At 75.9% G+C, this 26,888-nt stretch carries 2 protein-coding genes; both read left to right on the forward strand.

What is annotated here, in order from left to right; genetic code table 11:
- Nucleotides 1–16: 16 nt before the first annotated feature.
- The gene (locus ACGF0D_RS17745) at nucleotides 17–15,016 is read left to right on the forward strand and encodes a type I polyketide synthase (RefSeq protein WP_392917100.1); all 15,000 of its coding nucleotides are present in this window, start codon (nucleotides 17–19) and stop codon (nucleotides 15,014–15,016) included.
- Between the two features lie 37 nt (nucleotides 15,017–15,053).
- Nucleotides 15,054–26,846 carry an SDR family NAD(P)-dependent oxidoreductase gene (locus tag ACGF0D_RS17750; protein ID WP_392917103.1) on the forward strand — a complete coding sequence of 3,931 codons (11,793 nt, stop codon included), beginning with the start codon at nucleotides 15,054–15,056 and terminating at the stop codon, nucleotides 26,844–26,846.
- Nucleotides 26,847–26,888: the final 42 nt, after the last annotated feature.

A 26,888-nucleotide genomic window follows, 5' to 3' on the forward strand; every position in this document is an offset into this window, starting at 1 on the left:
GAGAGAGCTGGCACTGATGTCCGACGACAAGAAGCTGCTCGACTACCTCAGGCGCACCACCGCGGACCTCGGTGACGCCCGGAGGCAGCTGCGCGAGGCCGAGCGGGCCCGCCACGAACCGATCGCCATCGTCTCCATGGCCTGCCGCTACCCCGGCGGCGCCGACACGCCCGAACTCCTGTGGGACCTGGTCTCCCGGGGCGCCGACGCGGTCTCCGCCTGGCCGGTCAACCGCGGCTGGGACCTGGAGGGCCTCTACGACCCGGACCCCGAGCGGCCCGGCACCTCCTACACCCGGCACGGCGGCTTCCTGCACGACGCGGCCGAGTTCGACGCGGAGTTCTTCGGCATCTCGCCGCGCGAGGCCCTGTCGATGGACCCGCAGCAGCGGCTGGCCCTGGAGACCGCCTGGGAGGCGGTCGAGCGGGCCGAGATCGACCCCCGCGCGCTGCGGCGCACCGGCACGGGCGTGTTCCTCGGGGCGATCGGCAACGGCTACGGCGCGGGCTCGCGCCACCTCCCCGAGGTCCAGGGCCTGCTGGACACCGGGACCGCGAGCAGCGTGGTCTCCGGCCGGATCGCCTACACCCTGGGTCTGGAAGGGCCCGCGGTGACCGTGGACACGGCCTGCTCCTCCTCCCTGGTCGCCCTGCACCTGGCGATCCGCGCCCTGCGGGCGGGCGACTGCACGCTGGCCCTGGCCGGCGGGGTGTCGGTGATGGCGACCCCCGACCCGTTCGTGGCGTTCAGCCGCCAGCGCGCACTGTCGGCCGACGGCCGCTGCAAGGCGTTCTCGGCGGACGCGGACGGCACCGGCTGGTCCGAGGGCGCCGGCGTCCTGCTGCTGGAGCGGTTGTCGGACGCCCGCCGCAACGGACACCCGGTACTGGCCGTCATCCGCGGTTCGGCGACGAACCAGGACGGTGCGAGCAACGGTCTGACGGCGCCCAGCGGTCCGTCGCAGCAGCGGGTGATCCGGGCGGCGCTGTCGGACGCGGGGCTGACCGTGTCGGACGTGGACGTGGTGGAGGCGCACGGTACGGGGACGCGGTTGGGCGACCCGATCGAGGCGCAGGCCCTGCTGGCCACGTACGGCCAGGGACGGCCCGCCGAACGGCCGCTGTGGCTGGGCTCGCTGAAGTCCAACATCGGCCACACCTCGGCGGCGGCCGGCGTCGGCGGCGTCATCAAGATGGTGCTGGCGATCGGGCACGGCGAACTGCCCAGGACCCTGCACGCGGACCGGCCGACGCCCATGGTGGACTGGTCGTCGGGTGCCGTGGAAGTCCTCTCCGAGGCCCGCGACTGGCCCGCCGTCGACCGGCCGCGCCGGGCCGGCGTGTCCGCCTTCGGCGTCAGCGGCACCAACGCCCACCTGATCCTGGAACAGGCCCCGGCGGAGGAAGCCGAACCGGTGGCCGAAACCGCGGCCGACGGCGATCCGCACCCGCTGCCCTGGGTGCTCTCGGGGCGTACCGACGAAGCGCTGCGCGCCCAGGCGGCCCGGCTGCTGGCACACCTGGGCACCGCCCCCGGACCCCTGCGGGCCGCCGACACCGGCCGCGCCCTCGCCCTCACGCGTACCGCCTTCGAGCGGCGGGCCGTCGTGGTGGGCACCGACCCGGACCGGCTGCTCGACGGCGTGAAGGCGCTGGCGGAGGACCGCTCGGTGCCGGGCCTGGTGCGGGGCGACGGTGTGTCGTCCGGCCGTTCGGTGTTGGTGTTCCCGGGTCAGGGTTCGCAGTGGGTGGGGATGGCCGCGGAGTTGCTGGCCGAATCGGCTGTGTTCGCGGGGCGGATGGCGGAGTGCGGGCGTGCGCTGGCGCCTTATGTCGACTGGTCGTTGGCGGAGGCGTTGGGTTCGGAGGCGCTGTTGGCGCGGGTCGATGTGGTGCAGCCGGTGCTGTGGGCGGTGATGGTGTCACTGGCGGAGGTGTGGCGTTCGTTCGGTGTCGTTCCGGACGCGGTGGTCGGCCACTCGCAGGGTGAGATCGCCGCGGCGGTGGTGGCGGGCGGTCTGAGCATCGACGACGGGGCACGGGTGGTGGCGCTGCGTTCCCGTGCGGTGGGGGCGTTGGCGGGCCGTGGCGGGATGGCGTCGGTTCCCCTGCCGGTCGAGGCGGTGCGGGAGCGGATCGCGGGCCGGTTGTCGGTGGCGGCGGTGAACGGTCCGTCGTCGACGGTGGTGTCGGGTGACGCGGACGCGGTGGCGGCACTGGTCGAGGCCTTGGTCGGGGAGGGTGTGCGGGCGCGTGTGATCGAGGTCGACTACGCGTCGCACTCCGCGCATGTGGAGGAGGTCCGCGAGCAGCTGCTCTCCGACCTGGACGGCATCGTGCCCGTCTCGGGCGGGGTGCCGTTCTTCTCGACGGTGACGGGCGGCTGGCTGGACACGAAGTTCCTGGACGCCGAGTACTGGTACCGGAACCTGCGGGAGACGGTGGAGTTCGGGAAGGCCACGGAGGCGTTGCTGGGGGAGGGCTTCCGGTTCTTCGTCGAGTCCAGCCCGCACCCCGTGCTCACCTTCGGTGTCCAGCAGACCGCCGACGCGGCCGACACCGCCGGTTCCGCGCAGGGCCCCGCCGTGGTCGTGGGCACGCTGCGGCGCGGCGAGAGCGGCCTCGACCGCTTCCTGACGTCCCTGGGAGAGGCCCACGTGGGCGGCCTGCTGCCCGACTGGGACCGGGTGTTCGCCGGACACCGTCCGGGCGGCGTCTCCCTGCCCACCTACGCCTTCCAGCGCCGCCCGTACTGGCTGGAGGACACCGGCCCTGCGGCGGGCGGTCCGTCCGGGACGTCCGCGGCGGGCGACGACTTCTGGGAGGCCCTGGGCGGGGGTGACCTGGACCGGTTCACCACCGCCCTCGGGGTGGCGCCCGAGGACCCGCTGAACGTGGTGCTCCCCGCGCTCGCCAGCTGGCGCACCGAGCGCACCGAGCGTTCGGTGGTCGACTCCTGGCGCTACCGCGTGACCTGGCGGGCCCTGCCCGAGGGCCCGGCGGTCGCATTGGACGGCAGCTGGCTCGTGCTGTCGTCGGACGGCCAGTCCGAGGACGGGGCACGCCGGTCGGAGGCGACCGTCCACGCCATGGAGCAGGCCGGGGCCTCGGTGGTCCACATACGGATCACCGAGGCGGCGGCCGACCGCACCGTGCTGGCCGACCGGGTGCGCGCGTCCCTCGACGCGCTGCCAGGACCGGTGACGGGAGTGCTGTCGCTGCTGGGCCTCGACGAGCGCCCGCACCCGGAACACCCCTCCGTCCCGCTGGGCACCGCGCTCAACCTGGCCCTGGTGCAGGCCCTCGGCGACGCCGGGATCGGCGCGCCCCTGTGGTGGGCGACCCGGGGCGCGGTGTCGGTCGGGGGCACGGACACCGGGAGCGGGGTCAGCGCCGCGCAGAACCTGCTCTGGGGCCTGGGCCGGGTCGCCGCGCTGGAGTTCCCGCAGCGCTGGGGCGGTCTGGTCGACCTCCCGGAGGTCCTGGACCCGGACACCGCCGGGCGGCTGTGCCGGGTGCTGGCCGGCCAGGCCGGGGACGAGGACCAGGTGGCCGTCCGGGCCACCGGCTGCCACGGCCGGCGGCTGGTCCGGTCCGCCCTGGGCGACACCGCGCCGCGGCGGAGCTGGCGGCCCGGGGGCACCGTGCTGATCACCGGCGGTACCGGCGGGATCGGCGCGCAGATCGCGCGCTGGCTGGCCCGGCGGGGAGCCGGGCACCTGGTGCTGGTCAGTCGGCGCGGCCCGGACACGCCGGGTGCGCCGGAGCTCGCCGAGGAACTGGCCGCGCTCGGCACCCGGGTCACCCTGGCCTCGTGCGACGTCGCCGACCTTCAGGCCCTGCGTGCGTTGAAGGACGGCCTCGAACAGGACGGCCACCGGATCAGCACCGTCTTCCACGCCGCGGGGGCCGGGCTGCTGGTGCCACTGCCCGACACCGACGCGGACGAGTTCGCCGACACCCTGCACGCCAAGGTCGGCGGGGCCCGGAACCTGGACTTGCTCTTCGACCGGGACACCCTCGACGCGTTCGTGCTGTTCTCCTCCATCTCCGGGGTGTGGGGCAGCGCCGTCCACGGCGCCTACGCCGCCGCCAATGCCTACCTCGACGGCCTCGCCGAGGACCGCAGGAGCCGCAGCCTGGCCGCGACCTCCGTGGTGTGGGGCATCTGGAGCCCCGAGGGCGGGGCCGGCGGGATGGCGGCCGAACTGGCGGAGGAGACCCTGCGCGGCCACGGCGTGCTCTTCATGCCGCCCGCGGTCGCGATCACCGGGCTCCAGCAGGTCCTGGACCACGACGAGACGGTGGTCGTGGTCGCCGACATCGACTGGGACCGCTTCGCGACGGTCTTCACCTCGGCGCGCCCCAGCCCGCTGATCGGGGAACTCCCCGAGGTGCGCAGCGCGCTGGCCGCCGGACCGGAGACCGGCGGGACCGGTGCAGGGGGGACCCCCTCGGCGCTTCGCGACCGGCTGGCGCCGCTCCCGGCGGCCGAGCGGACCCGGGTGCTGGTCGACCTGGTCCGGACCCACGCGGCCGCCGTCCTCGGCCACGACTCGCCGGACGCGGTCGCCCCCGGCCGCGCCTTCCGCGAGCTGGGCTTCGACTCCCTGACCGCCGTGGACATGCGCAACCGACTCAACGCCGCCACCGGCCTGCGGCTCCCGGTCACCGTCGTCTTCGACTACTCGTCGGCGACCGCGCTCGCCGGACGCCTGGAGACCGGCCTGCTGGGTGCCGCCGGGGAGCCCGCCACCGTCCGGCAGCCCCCGACGGCGCTACCCGCCGCCGACGACGACCCCATCGTGATCGTCGCCATGAGCTGCCGCTACCCCGGCGGCGTCCGCACCCCCGAGGACCTGTGGCGCCTGGTCGCGGACGGGCACGACGCCGTCTCCGGGCTGCCGTCCGACCGGGGCTGGGACCTCGACACGCTGTACGACGCGGACCCCGACCGGCCCGGCCGGAGCTACGCCGCCGCGGGCGGATTCGTCAGGGACGCGGACCGCTTCGACCCCGGGTTCTTCGGGATCTCCCCGCGCGAGGCCCTCGCCATGGACCCGCAGCAGCGACTGCTGCTCGAAGCCTCCTGGGAGGCGATCGAGCGCGCCGGCATCGACCCGTCCACCCTGCGCGGCACCCCGACCGGCGTCTTCGCCGGCGCCTCCTACCAGGGCTACGGCGGCACCCTGCGCGACATCCCCGAGGAATTGGAGGGCCTGTTCATCGCGGGCATCTCCACCAGCGTCCTGTCCGGGCGGGTCGCCTACCAGCTCGGCCTCCAGGGGCCCGCCGTGACCGTGGACACGGCCTGCTCCTCGTCACTGGTGGCGGTCCACCTCGCCGCGCAGTCGCTGCGCTCGGGCGAGTGCACGCTGGCCCTGGCGGGCGGCGCCACGGTGATGGGCACCCCGCTGTCGTTCACCGGCTTCAGCCGGCAGCGCGGGCTTGCCGAGGACGGGCGCTGCAAGTCCTTCGCCGCCTCGGCGGACGGCTTCGGCATGGCAGAGGGCGTGGGCCTGCTGCTCCTGGAACGTCTCTCGGACGCCCGCCGCAACGGCCACCCGGTACTCGCGGTGCTGCGCGGCTCGGCGATCAACCAGGACGGCGCGAGCAACGGACTGACCGCGCCCAGCGGCCTGGCCCAGCAGCGGGTGATCCGCGACGCGCTGGCGAACGCCCGGCTGTCGGCCGCCGACGTGGACGCCGTCGAGGCGCACGGCACCGGCACCCGGCTGGGCGACCCGATCGAGGCCGACGCGCTGCTGGCCGTCTATGGCCAGGACCGGCCGGCCGGCCGGCCGGTGTGGCTCGGGTCGCTGAAGTCGAACATCGGGCACACCCAGGCCGCCGCCGGCGTCGGCGGCATCATCAAGATGGTGCTGGCCATGGGGCACGGCGAACTGCCGCGCACCCTGCACATCGACCGGCCGACCCCGAACGTCGACTGGACGGCGGGCGCCGTCGCCCTGCTGACCGAGGCCACCCCCTGGCCCGAGACCGGCCGGCCGCGCCGGGCCGGAGTGTCCTCGTTCGGCCTGAGCGGCACCAACGCCCACGTCGTCATCGAACAGCCGCCGGCCGAGCCCGCACCCGCCCTGCCCGCCGGGCCCGCACCCGCCCTGCCCGCACCCGCCGCCGTCCCGTGGGTCCTGTCCGGGCGGACCGCCGAGGCGGTGAAGGCCCAGGCGGAGCGGCTGCACGCGTACCTGACGGAGCGGCCGGAGCTGCCGTCCGCCGACGTCGGCTACTCGCTGGCCACCACCAGGACCGCCTTCGAGCACCGCGCGGCCGTCGTCGGCGGCGACCGGGCGACCCTGCTGGGCGGCCTGGCCGCGCTGGCCGCCGGAGAGCGCGCACCCGGCCTGGTCCAAGGCACCGTCGCCCGGTCGGCCAGGACCGTCTTCGTCTTCCCCGGCCAGGGAACCCAGTGGGCCGGCATGGCCCGGGAACTGCTCGACCACGCCCCGGTCTTCGCCGACCGGATCGCGGCCTGCGAACGCGCCCTCGCCCCGCACCTGGAGTGGTCGCTGCTCGCGGTCCTGCGCGACGCGCCCGACGCGCCCCCGCTCGACCGGGTGGACGTGGTGCAGCCGGTGCTGTGGGCGGTGATGGTGTCGCTGGCCGAGCTGTGGCGGGCGCACGGGATCGTCCCCGACGCCGTGGTCGGCCACTCCCAGGGCGAGATCGCCGCCGCCTGCGTGGCCGGCGCGCTCTCGCTGGACGACGCGGCCCGGATCGTCGCCCTGCGCAGCCGGGCCCTGCTGGCCCTGACCGGACGCGGCGGCATGCTGTTCGTGCCGCAGCCGGTCGAAGCCGTGCGCGAGGCACTGTCCGCCCACGATGGGGCACTCGACGTCGCCGCGGTCAACGGGCCGACGTCGGTGACGGTCTCCGGCGACCCGGCTGCACTGGAACGGCTGCGCGAGCAGTACGCCGAGGCGGGCGTCCTGGCCTGGCCGGTCCCCGGCGTGGACTTCGCCGGACACTCGCCCCAGGTGGAGGAGCTCCGCGAGGAACTGCTCGCCCTGCTCGGCGGCATCGCGCCGCGGACCTCCGCCGTCCCGTTCTACTCGACGGTCAGCGGCGGCCCCGTGGACACCCTGGACCTGGACGCCGCGTACTGGTACGAGAACCTGCGGCGGCCGGTGGAGTTCGGCCGGGCGCTCGACGCGCTCGTCGCCGACGGGCACCACACCTTCGTCGAGTGCAGCACCCACCCCGCGCTGACCGTCTGGATCCAGGAGGCCGTCGAGGCGGCCGGGGTCGGCGACGGGGCCGTCGTCGGCACCCTGCGCCGCACCGAGGGCGGCCCCGGCCGCTTCCTCGCCGCGCTCACCGAGGTCCAGGTCCGCGGACTGCCGGTGGACTGGGACGCGGTGTTCGCCGGAACCGGCGCGCGCAAGCGGCCCCTGCCCACCTACGCCTTCCAGCAGCAGCGCTACTGGCTGGACGCCACCCCCGGCCGGCCCGCCGACGCCGCGGCCGGCCCGGCCGCCGCGACCGGCGCCGGCCCGGCCGACTCCGGCTTCTGGGCGGCGGTCGACCGCGCGGACGTGGACGCCCTCGCCACCACCCTGCGGGTCGAGGACGGAGAGCTGCGGGCCTCCCTCGCCTCCCTGGTGCCCACCCTCGCCGAGTGGGCGCGCGGCCGCGCCGACGACCGGACCGCCGACAGCTGGCGCTACCGGGTCGCCTGGAAGCCCCTGCCGGCACCCGAGCGGCCCCGGCTCACCGGCAGCTGGCTCCTCGTCGCCCCGGCCGTCGCCGCCGACGACCCGGCCGTCGCGTTCGCCGCAGACGCCCTGCGCGGACACGGCGCCACCCCCGTCCTGGTCGAGGCCGGCCACGACGCGACCGACCGGACGCGGTTCGCCGCACTGCTCCGCGACGCCCACGACCGCGCCGACGGGCCGCCCGCCGGAATCCTGTCGCTGCTCGCCCTGGCCGAGGAACCGCACGGCGACGGATCGGCGCTCCCCCTCGGCCTCACCCTGACCGTCGCGCTCCTCCAGGCCCTGGGCGACCTCGGCACCGACGCCCCGCTCTGGAGCGCCACCCGGGGCGCGGTGTCGGTCGGCCGCTCCGACCGGATCGACAGCACCCTCCAAGCCCTGGCCTGGGGCCTCGGCGGGGTCGCCGGCGTCGAGTACCCGCAGCGCTGGGCCGGCCTGGTCGACCTGCCGCGACGGCTCGACGACCGGGCCGCGACCCGGCTCGCCGAAGCCCTGACCAACCGCGACGGCGAGGACCAGCTGGCGGTGCGCGCCACCGGCGTCTACGGCCGCAGGGTCGTCCACGCCGGACTCGGCGACACCGCCCCCGCACGCGACTGGACACCCGAGGGCACCGTCCTGATCACCGGCGGCACCGGCGGCCTCGGCGCCCAGATCGCCCGCCGGCTCGCCCGCACCGGCACCGCGCACCTGCTGCTCACCAGCCGGCGCGGCGCACAGGCCCCGGGAGCCGACGCCCTGCTCGCCGAACTGCGCGGACTCGGCGCCGACGCCACCGCGGTGGCCTGCGACGTCGCCGACCGCGACGCACTGGCGGAACTGCTCGCCGGCATTCCGGCCGAGCGCCCGCTGCGCGCCGTCCTGCACACCGCGGGCGTCCTCGACGACGGGGTGATCGATTCCATCACCCCCGAACGCGCGGCCGGCGTCCTGCGCCCCAAGCTCGACGGCGCACGCAACCTCGACGCGCTCACCCGGGGACTCGACCTGACCGCCTTCGTGCTGTTCTCCTCGCTCGCCGGCACCCTCGGCGGCACCGGCCAGGGCAGCTACGCCGCCGCCAACGCCTACCTCGACGCCCTGGCCCGGCAGCGCCGCGACCTCGGACTGCCCGGCACCTCGGTGGCCTGGGGCCTGTGGGGCGGCGAGAGCCTCGCCTCCGGAGCGGTCGCCGAACGGCTGATCCGCGACGGCCTGCCCGCCATGGACCCCGCCGTGGCCACCACCGCGCTGCACCAGGCCCTCGACCACGACGACACGGCCGTCCTCGTCGCCGACTTCGCCTGGGACCGCTTCACCCGGGCGTTCACCGCGCTCCGGCCCAGCGCCGCCGTCGGGGACCTGCCCGAGGTGCGGGAAGCGCTCGCCGCCGCGGCCGGGTCCCGGGGCGGCGCCGACGGCGCCGAGCCGCCGGCCCTGCGGCTCGCCGCACTGCCCCCGGCGGAACGCGACCGGGCCCTGCTGGACCTGGTCCGCCGCGAGGTCGCCGCCGTGCTCGGCCACCCCGGGCCCGAGGCGGTGGGACCCGACCAGGCGTTCAAGGACATCGGCTTCGACTCGCTGATCGCCGTCGAACTGCGCAACCGGCTCGCGGCGGCCACCGGCCTGCGCCTGTCGGTGACCCTGGCCTTCGACTACCCCACGGCCACCACCCTGGCCGGACACCTGCGCGCCGAACTGCCGGGGGAGCCCGCCACCGAGGCACCCGACGCCCCCGGGCAGCCGCCCGCGGCCGCCGCGGTGCCCGAGGACGAGGCGATCGCCGTGGTCGCCATGAGCTGCCGCTACCCCGGCGGCATCAGCACCCCCGAGGAGCTGTGGGAGCTCGTCGCGGGCGGACGGGACGCGATCACCGGCTTCCCCACCGGACGGGGCTGGGACCTCGACGGCCTCTACGACCCGGACCCGGACCGGGCCGGCAGCACCTACGCGCGGGAAGGCGGCTTCCTGCACGACGCCGACCGCTTCGACCCGGCCTTCTTCGGGATCTCCCCGCGCGAGGCGCTGACCATCGACCCCCAGCAGCGGCTGCTGCTCGAACTCTCCTGGGAGGCGTTCGAGCGGGCCGGCATCGACCCGCTCTCCCTCAAGGGCAGCGCGAGCGGCGTCTTCGTCGGCTGCAGCCACCACGACTACGGGTCGCGCGTCACCGAGCCCTCCGAGGAGTTCGAGGGCTACCTCGGCATCGGCAGCGCGGGCAGCGTGGCATCCGGGCGGATCTCCTACAGCCTCGGCCTCGAAGGGCCCGCGGTGACCGTCGACACGGCGTGCTCCTCGTCGCTGGTCGCGGTCCACCTCGCGGCCCGGTCGCTACGGGCCGGCGAATGCTCGCTGGCGCTGGCCGGCGGCGTGACCGTGATGTCGACCCCGGGCGCGTTCGTGGAGTTCAGCCGGCAGCGGGTGCTCGCCGAGGACGGCCGCTGCAAGCCGTTCGCCGCCGCCGCCGACGGCACCTCCTGGGCCGAGGGTGCCGGACTGCTCGTCCTGGAACGCCTCTCGGACGCCCGGCGCAACGGCCACCCGGTGCTCGCCCTGGTCCGCGGCTCGGCCGTCAACCAGGACGGCGCCAGCAACGGCCTGACCGCCCCCAACGGTCCCTCCCAGCAGCGGGTCATCCGGGCGGCCCTCGCCGACGCCGGACTGACCGCCGCCGAGGTGGACGCGGTGGAGGCGCACGGCACCGGGACCAAGCTGGGCGACCCGATCGAGGCCCAGGCGCTGCTGGCCACGTACGGCCGGGAACGCGGCGAGCGGGAGCCGCTGTGGCTGGGGTCGCTGAAGTCGAACATCGGACACAGCCAGGCCGCCGCCGGAGTCGCCGGCATCATCAAGATGGTGCAGGCCATGCGGCACGGGACACTGCCGCGCACCCTGCACGTCGACACGCCGACCCCGCACGTCGACTGGTCGGCCGGCGCGGTCCGGCTGCTCACCGACGACACCCCGTGGCCGGAGACCGGCCGCCCCCGGCGGGCCGCGGTGTCCTCCTTCGGGGTCAGCGGCACCAACGCCCACACCATCCTCGAACAGCCCACCGAACCGGCCCCGGCGCCCACCGCCGTCCCTGACGCGCCCGCCGCGCCCGCCCTGCCCTGGCTGATCTCCGCTCGCGGCGCGGACGCGCTGCGCGAGCAGGCGGCCCGGCTGCTCCGGCACGTGGAGCAGGCCCCGGCGCTCGCCGTCGCGGACCTGGGGCGCTCCCTCGCGCTGCACCGCAGCGCCTTCGAACACCGGGCCGCCCTCACCGGCACGGACCGGCAGGCCCTGCTCCAGGGGCTCGCCGCCCTCGCCGCCGGCGAGCCGTCGGCGGACCTGGTGCGCGGGATCACCGGCCCGGCCGCGAAGACGGCCTTCCTGTTCCCCGGCCAGGGCAGCCAGCGCACCGGCATGGGCGCCGGACTGTACGCACGGTTCCCGGTCTTCGCCGACGCCTTCGACGCGGTCTGCGCGGAACTCGATCCGCTGCTCGACCGCCCGCTGCGGGAGGTGATCGACGCGGCCCCCGGCGACCCCGGCCACGGCCTGCTGGACCGCACCGAGTACGCCCAGCCCGCCCTGTTCGCACTCGGCGTCGCCCTGTTCCGCCTCGTCGAGCACTGGGGCGTTCGCCCCGACCGGCTGCTCGGCCACTCCGTGGGAGAGCTGGCCGCCGCCCACGTCGCCGGGGTGTTCACCCTGCCCGACGCCGCGGCGCTGGTGGTCGCGCGGGGACGGCTGATGCAGGCCCTCCCGGCGGGCGGCGCGATGGTCGCCCTCGCCGCCGGGGAGGAGGAGGTGCTGCCGCTGCTCGCGGGCCGTGAGGGCGAGGTCGGCCTCGCCGCGGTCAACGGCCCGGCCTCGACCGTGGTCTCCGGCGACGCGGCGGCGGTGGACGAGATCGCCGCCGTGCTCGCCGGGCGCGGCCGCAAGACCCGGCGGCTGCGGGTCTCCCACGCCTTCCACTCGCCCCTCATGGAGCCGATGCTCGCCGAGTTCCGCGAGGTCGTGGCCCGGATCGTCCCGGGGGAGGCCGCCGTCCCGGTGATCTCCGACCTGACGGGCGAGCCGGCCACCGCCGAGCAGCTCGGCTCGCCGGACTACTGGGTGGAGCACGTGCGCGGCACCGTCCGCTTCCAGGACGGCGTACGCCATCTGGAACGCGACGGCGTCACCGCGTTCCTCGAACTCGGACCCGACGGCGCGCTCACCACCATGGGCCAGGACTGCCTGACCGGCGCCACCGGCAGCCCGGTGCTGATACCCCTGTTGCGCAAGGACCGGCCCGAAGCACCCGCGGCGACGGCCGCCCTGGCCCGGCTGCACGTCACGGGCGTCCCCGTGGACTGGGACGCCGTCCACTCCGGTGGCCCGGCCGGCTCCGCCGTCGACCTGCCGACCTACGCCTTCCAGCGCGGCAGCTACTGGCTGCAGGCCGGCCCGGCCGCGGCCGGACTGCCCGCAGCCGGACTTCAGGCGGTCGACCACCCGCTGCTCGGCGCCGGAACGGAACTCGCGGACTCCGACGGCTTCCTCTTCACCGGCAGGTTCTCGGTCCGCAGCCACCCCTGGCTGGCCGACCACGGCGTCTACGAGGGGGTGCTGTTCCCCGCCACCGCGTTCCTGGAACTCGCGGTCCGCGCGGGCGACCAGGTCGGCTGCGACCAGGTCGAGGAACTGACCCTGGAGGCACCGCTGGTGCTCCCGGCGGGCGGAGCCGTCGCACTCCAGCTCACCGTCGGAAGCCCGGACGCCGCCGGCACCCGTCCGCTGAGCGTCCACGCCCGGGCCGCCGACGACGGCCCCGACGCCCCCTGGACCCGGCACGCGAGCGGCCTGCTCGGCTCCACCGGAGCCGCGGACCCGGCCGACCCGGCGGACCCCGAGGCCTGGCCGCCGCCCGGAGCCGTCCCCCTCGACACGGAGGGCCTGTACGACCGCTTCGCGGGCGGCGGGTTCGCCTACGGCCCCGCGTTCCAGGGCCTGCGCGCGGCCTGGCGGCTCGGCGACGAGGTGTACGCCCTCGCGAGCCTGCCCGAGGAGCAGCGGCCGGACGCCGCCGCGTTCGGCCTGCACCCGGCCCTGCTGGACGCCGCCCTGCACTCACTGGTGTTCGACGTCCTGGAGGGGCCCGCGCAGGGCTGGCTGCCGTTCTCCTGGAACGGCGTGCGCCTGCACGCCTCCGGGGCCGCCGAACTCCGGCTGCGGCTGACCCCGACCGGCCGCGACGCCGTCGCCGTGCAGGTGACCGACGCCACCGGGCGGCCGGTGCTCTCGGCCCGCTCCCTGGTCCTGCGGCCCGTCTCGCGCGACCGCTTCAAGGCCACCCGCGCCGGACACCACGAGGAACTGTTCCGCCCCGAGTGGCAGGCCCTGCCCGAGCGCGCCGCGACGGCGGCCGGCACCGCCTTCGACCCGGAGTCCTGGACCGTGCTCGGCACCGGGACACTCCCCGGCCGCACGGTCACCGACCTCGCCGCGCTGTCCGCACTGCTCGACGCGGGCGCCCCGCCGCCCCGGCTGGTGCTGGCCGCCTGCCCGCCCGCCTCGGCCCCGTACGCGCCGCCCGGCACCCTCCGCGACGCGGTCCACGACGGACTCGGCACGGTCCTCGCCCTGCTGCGCGACTGGCTGGCCGAGGAGCGGCTGGCCGGGGCCAAACTGGTCCTGGTCACCTCGGGCGCGGTCCCGGTGACCGGCGACGACGTCCCGGACCCGGCCCTGGCCGCGCTCTGGGGCCTGGTCCGCTCGGCGCAGACCGAGAACCCCGACCGCTTCGTCCTGCTGGACCTGGACACCCACGAGAACCCGCCCGCGCTGCTCGCCGAAGCCCTCGCGTCCGGGGAACCCCAGCTCGCGATCCGGGCGGGAGCCGTCCACGTCGCCCGGCTGGCCCGGGTACCGCTGGCCGTCACCGGGCGCACCCCCGGCTGGGGCGGCGACGGAACCGTCCTGATCACCGGCGGCACCGGCGCCATCGGCGCCCACGTCGCCCGCCACCTCGCGGCCGAACACGGCGTCCGGCACCTGCTGCTGACCAGCCGCAGCGGCCCCGCCGCCGACGGCGCGGCGGAACTCCTCGCCGAACTCGCCGCCCTGGGCGCGCACGCCGAGATCGTCGCCTGCGACGCCGCCGACCGCGACGCCCTCGCGGCCCTGCTGGCCGCCCTGCCCCCCACGCACCCGCTGACCGGGGTGGTGCACGCCGCGGGCGTGCTGGCCGACGGCGTCGTCGCCACCATGACGCCCGCGCAACTGGAGCACGTCCTGCGCCCCAAGGTGGACGCGGCGATCAACCTGCACGAACTCACCGCCGGCCTGGAGCTGTCCGAGTTCGTCCTGTTCTCGTCCATCGCCGGGATCTTCGGCGGCATGGGCCAGGGCAACTACGCCGCCGCCAACGCCTTCCTCGACGCCCTGGCCCACCGGCGCCGCGCCGATGGGCTGCCCGGCCGCTCCCTCGCCTGGGGCCTGTGGGCCAACAGCACCGGGATGACCGGCGGGCTCACCGAGGCCGACCTGCGACGGATCGCCCGGGGCGGGATCGTCGCCTTCGACCCGGCCCAGGGACTGGCGCTCTTCGACACGGCCGGCACCCTCGACGAGCCGGTCGTCCTCCCGCTGCGGCTCGACACCGCGGCCGTCCGCGCCCAGGCCGCCACCGGCGGCGTCCCCGCCCTGCTGCGCGGCCTGGTGCGCCCCGCCGCCCGGCGCGGCGCCGCGGGCCCCGCGGCCGGCACCGGCCCCGACGGGCCCGAGGCCCTGAAGCAGCGCCTCGGCTCCCTCAACGAGACCCAGCGCGGCCGGGTCCTGCTCGACCTGGTCCGCTCGCACGCCGCCCTGGTGCTCGGCCACAGCGGCCCGGCCGCGGTCGAGCCCGGACGCGGCCTGCTGGAGGTCGGCTTCGACTCGCTGACCGCGGTGGAACTGCGCAACCGGCTGCGCGCCGCAACCGGCCACCCGCTGCCGGCCACCCTGCTCTTCGACCACCCCACCCCGGCCGCGATCGCCGCACACCTCGCCGCCGAACTGCTCCCCGACGCCGGACCCGGCCCGCTCCCCGGCCTCGCCGAACTGGACCGCCTGGCAGGCGCCCTCGACGGCCTCCCCGACGACCCGGCGGACCGCGAACGGCTGGCCGGGCGGCTCCGGGAGCTCCTGCGCCGCCTCGACGACCCGGCGGCCATCCCGGCCGACGGCGACGGCACGGCGGCCGGGGTGGCCGCCTCCATCGAGGACCGGATGGACGGCGCCAGCGACGACGAACTCTTCGACCTCATCGACAACGAACTCGGCCGGTCATGACACCGACCCGACCCGCGAACCAGGACGGCGGCCCCCAATGGTGAACGACGACAAGCTGAGGGACTACCTCAAGCGCGTGACGGCGGACCTGCACCACACCCGCCGGCGCCTGACCGAGGCCGAGGAAGCGGGCCGCGAACCGATCGCGGTCGTCGCGATGAGCTGCCGCTACCCCGGCGGCGTACGGTCCCCCGAGGACCTGTGGCGCCTGGTCACCGACGGCACCGATGCCATCACCGGCTTCCCCCGCGACCGGGGCTGGGACCTGGACCACCTGGACGACCCGGAACAACTGCGCGAGGGCACCAGCCACACCGCCCTGGGCGGATTCCTCGACGACGTCGGGCACTTCGACCCCGGATTCTTCGGGATCTCCCCGCGCGAAGCGCTCGCGATGGACCCACAGCAGCGGCTCCTCCTGGAGACCACCTGGGAGGCGTTCGAACGGGCCGGTATCGACCCCGCGACCCTGCGGGGCAGCAGGACCGGCGTCTTCGCCGGGGTGATGTACCAGGACTACGCGGTACGGCTGCGCCAGGTCCCCGACGACGTGGCCGGCTACGTCGGCAGCGGCAGCTCCGACAGCGTCGCCTCGGGCCGCGTCGCCTACACCTTCGGTCTGGAGGGCCCGGCGGTCAGCATCGACACCGCCTGCTCCTCCTCGCTGGTCGCCATCCACCTCGCCGCCCAAGCCCTGCGGGCCGGCGACTGCACCCTGGCCCTGGCCGGGGGCGCGATGGTCATGTCGACACCCGTTCCGTTCGTGGAGATGAGCCGCCAGGGCGGCCTGGCCCGGGACGGCCGCTGCAAGTCCTTCGCCGCCGCCGCCGACGGCACCGGCTGGGGCGAGGGCGTCGGCATGCTCCTGCTGGAGCGCCTCTCGGACGCCCGGCGCAACGGCCACCCGGTCCTCGCCCTGATCCGCGGCACCGCCGTCAACCAGGACGGCGCCAGCAGCAGGCTCACCGCCCCCAACGGCCCCGCCCAGCAGCGCGTCATCCGCCACGCCCTGGCCAACGCCGGACTCACCCCCGCCGATGTGGACGTGGTCGAGGCGCACGGCACCGGCACCCCGCTGGGCGACCCGATCGAGGCCCAGGCCCTGCTGGCCACCTACGGGCAGGACCGCGCGGACGGGCAGCCGCTGCTGCTCGGCTCGCTGAAGTCCAACATCGGGCACACCCAGGCGGCGGCCGGCGTCGGCGGCGTCATCAAGACCGTCCTCGCCATGCGGCACGGTACCGTCCCGCCCACCCTGCACGCGCAGGACCCGTCCCCGCAGATCGACTGGACCGCGGGCGCGGTACGCCTGGTCACCGCGAACACCCCCTGGCCCGAGACCGGACGGCCGCGCCGGGCCGCGGTGTCCTCCTTCGGCGTCAGCGGCACCAACGGACACGTCGTCCTGGAACAGGCGGACGAACCCGTCCTGGAACAGGCCGACGAACCCGCCGCCCCCGCCGCCCCCGCCGTCCTCCCCTGGGTGCTCTCCGGACGCACCGCCGAAGCGCTGCGCGCCCAGGCCGCACGGCTCCGCGACCACCTCGACGCCCACCCCGGACCCGGCCCGGCCGAGGTCGGCCACGCCCTCGCGACGACCCGCGCCGCGCACGAGCACCGGGCGGTCCTGATCGGCGCCCACCCCGACGAGTTCCGGGCCGGCCTCGACGCCCTGGTGGCCGGCCGCACCGCCCCCGGCCTGGTCCTCGGCACTGCCGGAACCGGCGGCGAAGTCGCCCTGGTGTTCCCCGGACAGGGATCCCAATGGGCCGGCATGGCCGTCGAACTCCTCGACTCCGCCCCCGCCTTCGCCGCCCGCATCGCGGACTGCGAGCGTGCCCTGACCCCCTTCGTCGACTGGTCCCTGGAAGCCGTCCTGCGCGGCGCTCCCGGCACCCCGCCGGCCGAACGCGTCGACGTGGTGCAGCCGGTGCTGTGGGCCGTCATGGTCTCCCTGGCCGAACTGTGGCGCTCCCACGGCATCACCCCCGGCGCGGTCATCGGCCACTCCCAGGGCGAGATCGCCGCCGCCGTGGTGGCGGGAGCGCTGAGCCTGGAGGACGGGGCGAAGGTCGTCGCCCTGCGCAGCCGCGCCATCCGCGCCCTGTCCGGCCGCGGCGGCATGGCCTCGGTGGCCCTGCCCGCCGAACAGGTCGCCGAACACCTCGCGCCCTGGGACGGCCGGCTCGCCGTCGCCGCCGTCAACGGACCCGCCTCCACCGTGGTCTCCGGCGACACCGACGCGCTCGACGCGTTCCTCGACCGGACGACGGCGCTGGACATCCGCAGCCGGCGCATCCCCGTCGACTACGCCTCGCACAGCGCCCACGTCGAGGACATCCGCACCGAACTGCTCGCCCGGCTCGACGGACTGACCCCCCGCCCGTCCGCCGTCCCCTTCTACTCCACCCTCAGCGGCGGCCTGCTGGAGGACACCACCGCCCTGGACGCCGACTACTGGTACCGCAACCTCCGCGGGACCGTCCGCTTCGAACAGGCGACCCGCGCCCTGCTCGCCGACGGCTACCAGGTCCTCCTGGAAAGCAGCCCGCACCCCGTCCTCACCGTCGGTGTCCTGGAGACCGCCGAGGACGCGGGCGCCGACGCCACGGCCGTGGGCACCCTGCGCCGCGACGACGGCGGCCCGCGCCGGTTCACCGAGTCCCTGGCCGAACTCCACCTGCGCGGAGTCTCCCCGGACTGGGACACCGTCTTCGCCGACCGCCGCCCCGGACGGGTGGAACTGCCCACCTACGCCTTCCAACGCGACCCGTACTGGCTGGAGGACGGCGCCGCGCCCGTCGGCGACGTCACCTCTGCCGGACTGACCCCCGCGGACCATCCGCTGCTGGGCGCCGTCGTGGTCCTCGCGGACAGCGACGGCCTGCTCCTCACCGGCCGCCTGTCGGCCCGCACCCACCCGTGGCTCGCCGACCACGCCGTCGGCGGCCGGGCACTGCTCCCGGGCACCGCCTTCCTGGAACTCGCGCTCCAGGCCGGAGCCCGCGTCGGCTGCCCCCGGGTCGAGGAATTCACCCTCGAGGCCCCCCTGGTGCTGCCCGAACACGGCGGCACCGTGCTGCGCCTCACTGTGGGCGCCCCCGACTCCCTGGGCCACCGCCCGCTCAGCCTGCACTCCCGGCCGGACACACCCGTCGACGGTGACCCCGACGGCGACGAGTGGACCAGGCACGCCGAAGGCGTCCTGGCCCAGGACGGCGCGGAAGGCGCCGAGGCCGACGGGCCGATGCCCTGGCCGCCGCCCGGCGCCGAACCCCTCGCCCTCGACGGACTGTACGACCGCTTCGCGGCGGGCGGATTCGCCTACGGTCCCGCCTTCCAGGGCCTGAACGCGGTCTGGCGGCGCGGCGACGAGCTGTTCGCGGAGGCCGTCGTGCCCGCTGGGCCCGCACCCGATGCCGCCCGCTTCGGCCTGCACCCGGCCCTGCTGGACGCGGCCCTGCACGCCACCGGTGTGCCCGGCACCCCCGGCGCGGAGGCCCACCCCGAGGGACGGCTGCCGTTCTCCTGGAACGGCGTGACCCTGCACGCCACCGGCGCCGACGCGATCCGCGTCCGGCTCGCCCCGGCCGGGCCCGACGCGGTGACGCTCGCCGTCGCCGACGCGACCGGCGCCCCCGTGGCGACCGTGGACGCACTGGTCCTGCGGCCCGCGGGCACCGTCAGCCTCGGCGCCGACCGCGCCCCCCACGGCCGCCACCAGGACCTCTATGCGACGGAGTGGGTCACCACACCCCCGCGCGGCAGCGGTGCACCCGTTCACCGCACCGCGGACCTGGCCACGCTGCTGGCCGCCGTCGACGCCGGAGCTCCGGTACCCGAAACGGTCCTGCTCGTCTGCGCGGAGCCCGCGGACGCGGCCGGACCGGCCGCGGTGGTCCGCGCGGTCGTCCACCAGGCCCTCAGCGACGTCCGGACCTGGCTCGCCGACGACCGCTTCGCCGGCTCCCGCCTGGTGTTCGCCACCCGGGGTGCGGTCAGCGCCGGGGAGGGGGAGGACGTACGCAACCCCGCGCACAGCGCACTCTGGGGCCTGGTCCGTTCGGCCCGCTCCGAACACCCCGGGCGCTTCGCCCTGCTCGACCTCGACGCCGACGACGAGCACGGCACCTCCGCGGGCGTCGCCGCGGCCCTCGCCTCGGGAGAACCGCAGTCCGCGGTCCGCGGCGACGACGTCCGCGTACCCCGGCTGGTCCGGGTCCTCAGGAACGACCCGGACCTCTCGGACGACGCGGCAGGGCCCCTCCGGGCCTTCGACCCGGACGGCACGGTCCTCATCACCGGCGGCACCGGCCTGCTCGGCTCCCACGTCGCCCGCCGCCTGGTCACCGGGCACGGCGTCCGGCACCTGCTCCTGCTCTCCCGCGGCGGCCCGGCCGCCGCCGGAGCCGACGAACTGCGGGCCGAACTCGCCGCGCTGGGAGCCGAGACCGCCATCGTCGCCTGCGACGCCGCCGACCGGGTCGCCCTGGCCGCCGTACTCGCGGACCTGCCGCCCGCGCACCCGCTGACCGCCGTGGTCCATACCGCGGGCACCCTCGACGACGGCGTCGTCACCGCACTCACCCCCGAACGGGTGGACGCCGTGCTGCGCCCCAAGGTCGACGCCGCCCTCCACCTGCACGAACTGACCCGCGACCTCGATCTGACGCACTTCGTGCTCTTCTCCTCGGCCGCAGGCACCTTCGGCGGCCCCGGACAGGCCAACTACGCCGCCGCCAACGCCTTCCTCGACGCCCTGGCCGTCCGGCGTCGGGCGGCGGGCCTGGCCGGCCAGGCCCTGGCCTGGACCCTGTGGGAGCAGGCCAGCGCCCTCACCGGACACCTGGACGAGGACGACGTACGACGCCTCGCCCGGTCCGGGATGCCGCCGCTCTCCACCGAGCGGGGACTCGCGCTCTTCGACACCGCCCTCACCGTGGACCGGGCCGCCCTGGTCCCGATGCGCCTCGACACCGCGGCCCTGCGGTCCGCGGCGGCGGAGGGCACTCTGCCGCCGCTGCTGCGCGGCCTGGTGCGCACACCGCCGCGCCGGGCGGCCACGGCCGCGCAGGCGACGGCCGACGACAACGCCCTGCGCCGGCGCCTCGCGGCCCTCGACGGCACCGGACGGACCCGGCTGCTCGTCGAACTCGTCCGCACCCACGCGGCTGCGGTCCTCGGCCATGCCTCCCCGGACACCCTCGACCCCGGACGGGCCTTCCGCGAACTGGGCTTCGACTCACTGGCCGCGGTGGAACTGCGCAACCGCCTGAACGCCGCCACCGGCCTGCGGCTTCCCGCCAGCCTGGTGTTCGACCACCCGACCCCGGCCGCGCTCGCGGACTTCTTGGGCGCCGGACTCACGGACACGGAAGCGGCCAGGGCCGTCATGCCCGCCGTACCCGCGGGGTCGGCCGACCGGAACCGGGACGCGGACGACGACCGGATCGCGATCGTCTCCGCGGCCTGCCGCCTCCCCGGCGATGTCCGCTCACCCGAGGACCTGTGGCGGATGCTGGCCGAGGGCCGCGACGGCATCTCCGGGTTCCCCACCGACCGGGGCTGGAGCCTGGACACGCTCTACGACCCCGATCCCGACCGCATCGGCACCTCCGTCACCCGCGACGGCGGCTTCCTCCACGACGCGGCCGAGTTCGACGCGGAGTTCTTCGGCATCTCGCCGCGCGAGGCGGCGGCCATGGACCCGCAGCAGCGGCTGCTCCTGGAAACCACCTGGGAACTCTTCGAGCGCGCGGCCATCGACCCGTCCACCCTGCGCGGAGCCCCGGTCGGCACGTACGTCGGCCTGATGCAGCAGGACTACGCGGCCCGGTTGCTGCCCTACATCCCCGAGGACGTCGAGGGATTCCTCGGCACCGGCAACTCGGGAAGCGTCGTCTCCGGACGCCTGGCCTACTTCTTCGGCCTGGAAGGCCCCGCGGTCACCGTGGACACCGCGTGCTCGTCCTCGCTGGTGGCCCTGCACCTCGCGGTACGGGCGCTGCGATCCGGCGAGTGCTCGCTGGCCCTGGCCGGCGGCGTCAACGTGATGTGCAGCCCCGAACTGTTCGTCGAGTTCAGCCGACAGGGCGGACTCGCTCCGGACGGCCGCTGCAAGTCCTTCGCCGCGGCGGCCGACGGTACCGCCTTCGGCGAAGGCACGGGCATGCTGCTGGTGGAGCGGTTGTCGGATGCGCGGCGCAACGGGCATCCGGTGCTGGCGGTGATCCGTGGTTCGGCGGTGAACCAGGACGGTGCGAGCAATGGTCTGACGGCGCCGAACGGTCCGTCGCAGCAGCGGGTGATCCGGGCGGCGCTGGCGGACGCGGGGCTGACGGCGTCCGAGGTGGACGTGGTGGAGGCGCACGGTACGGGCACGCGGTTGGGTGACCCGATCGAGGCGCAGGCGCTGCTGGCGACGTACGGGCAGGACCGGCCCGCGGACCGGCCGGTGTGGATCGGCTCGCTGAAGTCCAACATCGGACACGCCTCGGCTGCCGCCGGTGTGGCGGGGGTCATCAAGTCGGTGCTCGCCTTGCGGCACGGCGTGATGCCCAAGACGCTGCACGTGGACGGTCCGACGCCCGAGGTGGACTGGTCGGCGGGCGCCGGCAGGCTGCTGACGGAGGCCCGGGCGTGGGACGACACGGGTCGTCCGCGCCGGGCGGGGGTGTCCTCCTTCGGCGTCAGCGGCACCAACGCCCACGTCATCCTCGAACAGGCCCCGACCGACCCGACAGCCCCCGCGGACGGGCTCGTCGACGGGTCCGGGACACCGGGGACCGTACCCGCCGCCGTCCCCCTGCTCCTCTCGGCGCGCACTCCGGAGGCGCTGTGCGCCCAGGCCGCGGCGCTGTCGGCCCGGATCGGAGACGGGTCGGGCGTCCGCGCCGTGGACGTGGCCTTCTCCCTGGCCACGGGCCGCAGCGCGCTGGGACACCGCGCGGTGCTGGTGGGCACGGAGGAGAACCTCGCCGAGCACCTGGCCGCGCTGTCACAGGGTGCTGCGGTGCCCGGCGGCGGGTTGGTTTCCGGTCGGGTGGTGTTGGTGTTCCCGGGTCAGGGTTCGCAGTGGGTGGGGATGGCTGCGGAGTTGTCGGGTGAGTCGGAGGTGTTCGCGGGGCGGATGGCGGAGTGCGGGCGGGCGTTGGCGCCTTACGTCGACTGGTCGTTGACGGAGGCGTTGGGTTCGGAGGCTCTGCTGGCGCGGGTCGATGTGGTGCAGCCGGTGTTGTGGGCCGTGATGGTGTCACTGGCGGAGGTGTGGCGTTCCTTCGGGGTGACGGTCGATGCCGTGGTGGGCCACTCCCAGGGCGAGATCGCTGCCGCTTGTGTGGCGGGCGGTCTGAGTCTGGAGGACGGGGCCCGTGTGGTCGCGTTGCGTTCCCGTGCGGTGGGGGTGTTGGCGGGCCGTGGTGGCATGGCGTCGGTGCCTCTGCCGGTCGAGGCGGTGCGGGAGCGGATCGCGGGCCGGTTGTCGGTGGCGGCGGTGAACGGTCCGTCGTCGACGGTGGTGTCGGGTGACGCGGACGCGGTGACGGCACTGGTCGACGGGCTGACGGGTGAGGGGGTGCGGGCGCGTGTGATCGAGGTCGACTACGCGTCGCATTCCGCGCATGTGGAGGAGATCCGTGAGCGGTTGCTCTCCGATCTGGCCGGCATCGTTCCTGTCTCGGGTTCGGTGCCGTTCTTCTCGACGGTGACGGGTGGTTGGCTCGACACGAAGGCTCTGGACGCGGAGTACTGGTACCGCAATCTCCGGGAGACCGTCGAGTTCGGGAAGGCCACGGAGACGTTGTTGGGGGAGGGCTTCCGGTTCTTCGTGGAGTCCAGCCCGCACGCGGTGTTGTCGGTCGCGGTGGGAGAGTCGGTGGAGGCCGCGGGTGCGGATGCCGCGGTGCTGGGGACACTGCGTCGCGGGGAGGGCGGCCTGGCTCAGGTGCTGCGGGCGGTGGGCCGTGCGTGGGAGCGCGGGCTGGGGGTGGACTGGTCGGGTGCGTTCCCGGGGGCGCGGCGTGTCGAGCTGCCGACCTACGCCTTCCAGCGCAGCCGCTACTGGCTCGACGTTCCGACCACGAGCTGGGACGTCGCCTCGGCGGGTCTCGCCACGACCGGGCACCCGCTGCTCGGTGCGGCGACGCAGGTCGCGGACTCCGATGAGCTGCTGCTCAGCGGCCGGATCTCGCTGCGTACCCACCCCTGGCTCGCCGACCACGCGGTGTCGGGCGTCGTCCTCTTCCCCGGCACGGCGTTTCTCGAACTCGCGCTGCGCGCCGGGGCCGAGGCGGACTGCCCGGTGGTCGAGGAACTCACCCTCGGATCGGCGCTCGTGCTCCCGGAGGAGGGAGCCGTCCACCTACAGCTCCGGGTGGCCGCACCCGACGGCGACGGTCGGCGCAGGCTCGGCGTGTTCGCCCGTACGACACGGGACGCCGACGCGCCCTGGACCGAGCACGCCACCGGCACCCTGGCACCCCGGCCCGCCGGGGACCCGGTCGGAGCCGCGGCCGGCCTGCTGAGCTGGCCGCCGTCCGGTGCCGAACCCGTGGACACCGGCGATCTCTACGAGCGCTTCGCCGAGGCCGGCTACCACTACGGCCCCGCCTTCCGCGGCATCCGTGCCGCGTGGCTCCGCGGCGGCGAGGTGTACGCCGAGGTGGTGCTGCCGGAGCCGCAGCACGCCGACGCCGCCGGATGCGTGCTGCACCCCGCGCTGCTGGACGCGGCCCTCCAGATCGCCGCACTGCTGCCCGACCAGGACGGCCGGGCCCGGCTGCCCTTCAGCTGGAACGGCGTGACCAGCGGGATCACCGGGGCCACCACGCTGCGCGTGCGGCTCACCACCGACACGCCGGACACCGTGACCCTGCACGCCCACGACCTGTCCGGACGGCAGGTGCTCGGCGTGGAGGCCCTGCTGCTGCGGCCTCCGGCCGCCGGCGGGCCGCTCTCCGCGACCGCCCACGCCGACCTGCTGTACCGCCTCGACTGGACCCCGGCCACCGACCCGGCCGACAGCGCCGTGCCCACCTGGGCCGCCCTCGGCGGTGCCGTCCCCGGCGCGGTGTCATGGCAGGACATCGGCGCCCTGGGGGCCGCCCTCGAGGCGGGCGCCGCCCTCCCCGAGGTGATCGTGGCGGCCATCGCCACCGCAGACCTGCCCCACCCCGCCGACCGGGTCCGGGCCACCGCACACCAGGGCCTCGCCCTCGTGCAGCAGTGGCTGGCCGACGAGCGGTTCGCCGCGGCCAGGCTGGCCCTGCTCACCAGGGACGCGGTCCGTACCGGACCGGTCGACCGTCCCGTCGATCCCGCCCAGGCCGCCCTGTGGGGCCTGGTGCGCAGCGCGCGGGCCGAGCACCCCGGGCGCTTCGTCCTCATCGACGCGGCCGGGACCGGCGAGCCGGCGGACGCCCTGCCTGCGGCGCTCGCCACCGGGGAACCCGAGCTGGCGCTGCGGACCGGTCCGCCGCTGCTGCCGCGGCTGGTCCGCGGCGGACGGCCGGACGGCACGCTGTCCCTGCCGGACGGCGCCGCCTGGCGGCTCACCACCGACGGCCGGGGCTCCCTCGAGGACATCGCGGCGGAGCCCGCTCCGGCGGGCCTCGCCCCGCTGGGCAAGGGTGAGGTACGGATCGCGGTGCGCGCCGCCGGGCTGAACTTCCACGACGTCATCGCCGCGCTCGGCCTGGACCCCGACCCCGAACAGCAGGGCCTGGGCAGTGAGGGCGCCGGAACCGTCATCGAGGTGGGCCCGGGCGTGGACGACCTGGTACCCGGGGACCGGGTGATGGGGATCTTCGGGGGCGCGTTCGGCCCGACCGCCGTCGCCGACCGCCGTACCGTCGCCCGGATACCGGCGGGCTGGTCCTTCGCCCGTGCCGCATCCGTACCGGTGGTGTTCCTCACCGCCTACTACGGTCTGTTCGATCTCGGCGGACTGCGGCGCGGGGAATCGGTACTGGTCCACGCCGCGGCCGGCGGGGTCGGCATGGCGGCGGTGCAACTCGCCCGGCACGCCGGTGCGCGGGTGTTCGCGACCGCCTCCCCCGCCAAGTGGGACGTCCTGCGGGCCGGCGGACTGGACGCCGCGCACATCGCCTCGACCCGTACCACCGACTTCGCCGAGACGTTCCTGACGGCCACCGGCGGGCGGGGCGTCGACGTCGTACTCGACAGCCTGGCACGGGAGTTCGTCGACGCCGGTCTGCGGCTGCTGCCGAACGGCGGCCGGTTCGTGGAGATGGGCAAGACCGACGTCCGCGACCCCGAGACGGTCGCCCGGCAGCATCCCGGGGTGCGCTACCGGGCGTTCGACCTGATGGAGGCCGGTCCGGAGCGCATCGGCGAGATGCTCGCCGACGTCCTGGACCTGTTCCAGCGGGGAGTGCTGCGTCCCCTGCCCGTCACCGGCTGGGACGTCCGGCAGGCCCCGGCCGCCCTGCGCTCGCTCAGCCAGGCCCGGGGCGTCGGCAAGAACGTCCTGCTGCTGCCCGCTCCGCCGGACCCCGAAGGGACTGTCCTGGTCACCGGGGCCACCGGCACCCTGGGACGGCTCCTGGCCCGGCATCTGGTCGTCACGCACGGCACCCGGCACCTGCTGCTGGCCGGCCGCCGGGGCGGGTCCGCCGACGGTATGCCGGAGCTGGTACGGGAACTGACCGGGCTCGGGGCGTCGGTGACCGTCGCAGCCTGCGACGTCGCCGACCGCGCCGCGCTCGCCGCCCTGCTCGGGTCGGTGCCCGCCGCGCACCCGCTCACCGCCGTCGTCCACGCGGCCGGTGTCCTGGACGACGCCACGATCGCGGGGCTGACTCCGGACCGGCTCGACCGCGTCCTGCGGCCCAAGGCGGACGCGGCGCTGGCCCTGCACGAACTCACCCGGGACCTCGACCTCGCGGCGCTGGTCCTGTTCTCCTCGGGCGCCGCCCAGTTCGGCGCGGCCGGGCAGGCGAACTACGCCGCCGCCAACGCGGTCCTCGACGCCCTCGCCGCCGAACGCCGGGCCGAGGGGCTGCCCGGCCTGTCCATCGGCTGGGGCCTGTGGGAGGAGCGCAGCGAGATGACCGCCGCGGTCACCGCGGGCCGGGGCGCCGGGGCGGGCGCGCTGACCTCGGCGGAGGGCCTCGCCCTGTTCGACGCGGCACTGGACTCCCCGTACGCCTACCGGCTCGCGGCCAGGATCGCCCCGTCCGTGCTGCGGGCGGACGACCGACTGCCCGCCGTGCTCCGCGGCCTGGTCCGCCCCGCCCGTACCGGTTCCGCCTCCGCCGCGGCGCCGGCCCGCTCGATGGCGCGGCAGCTCGCCGAGCTGCCCGAGGCCGAGCTGTACCGGACCCTGCTCGATCTGGTGCGCGGCAACGCCGCGGCGGTGCTCGGCCACAGTTCGCCGAACCGGATCCGCCCGGCCCGCCCGTTCAAGGACGTCGGCTTCGACTCCCTCACCGGGGTCGAACTGCGCAACCGGCTGGTGTCCTCGACCGGGCTGCGGCTGCCGGCCGCGCTCGTCTTCGACCACCCCACCCCGGAGGCACTGGCACGCCACCTCGCCGAGCGGGCCACCGCCGCCCGCCCGACGGGCGACGCGGCGGTCCGGGCCGGGCTCGACACCCTGGAGGCCCTGCTCGACGCCCTGCCGCCGGACGGCGTCAGCGACGAACTCGCCGCCCGGATACGGGAAGTGCTGTCCCGCCCGCTGCCCGGCGGGACACCGGCCACCACCGCCCGCCCCACGGGCGACGTGGACGACCTGGCCCCCGACCTGATCGAGGCGGCCAGCGACGACGAGGTGTTCGACTACATCGACCGGCAGTTGGGATCCGCATGACCAGGGCACCGGTCCACGCCGTCCGCGCATCCCGCGCAGCCC

Source organism: Kitasatospora sp. NPDC048298, from assembly GCF_043201465.1.
Taxonomy (GTDB): Bacteria; Actinomycetota; Actinomycetes; order Streptomycetales; family Streptomycetaceae; genus Kitasatospora.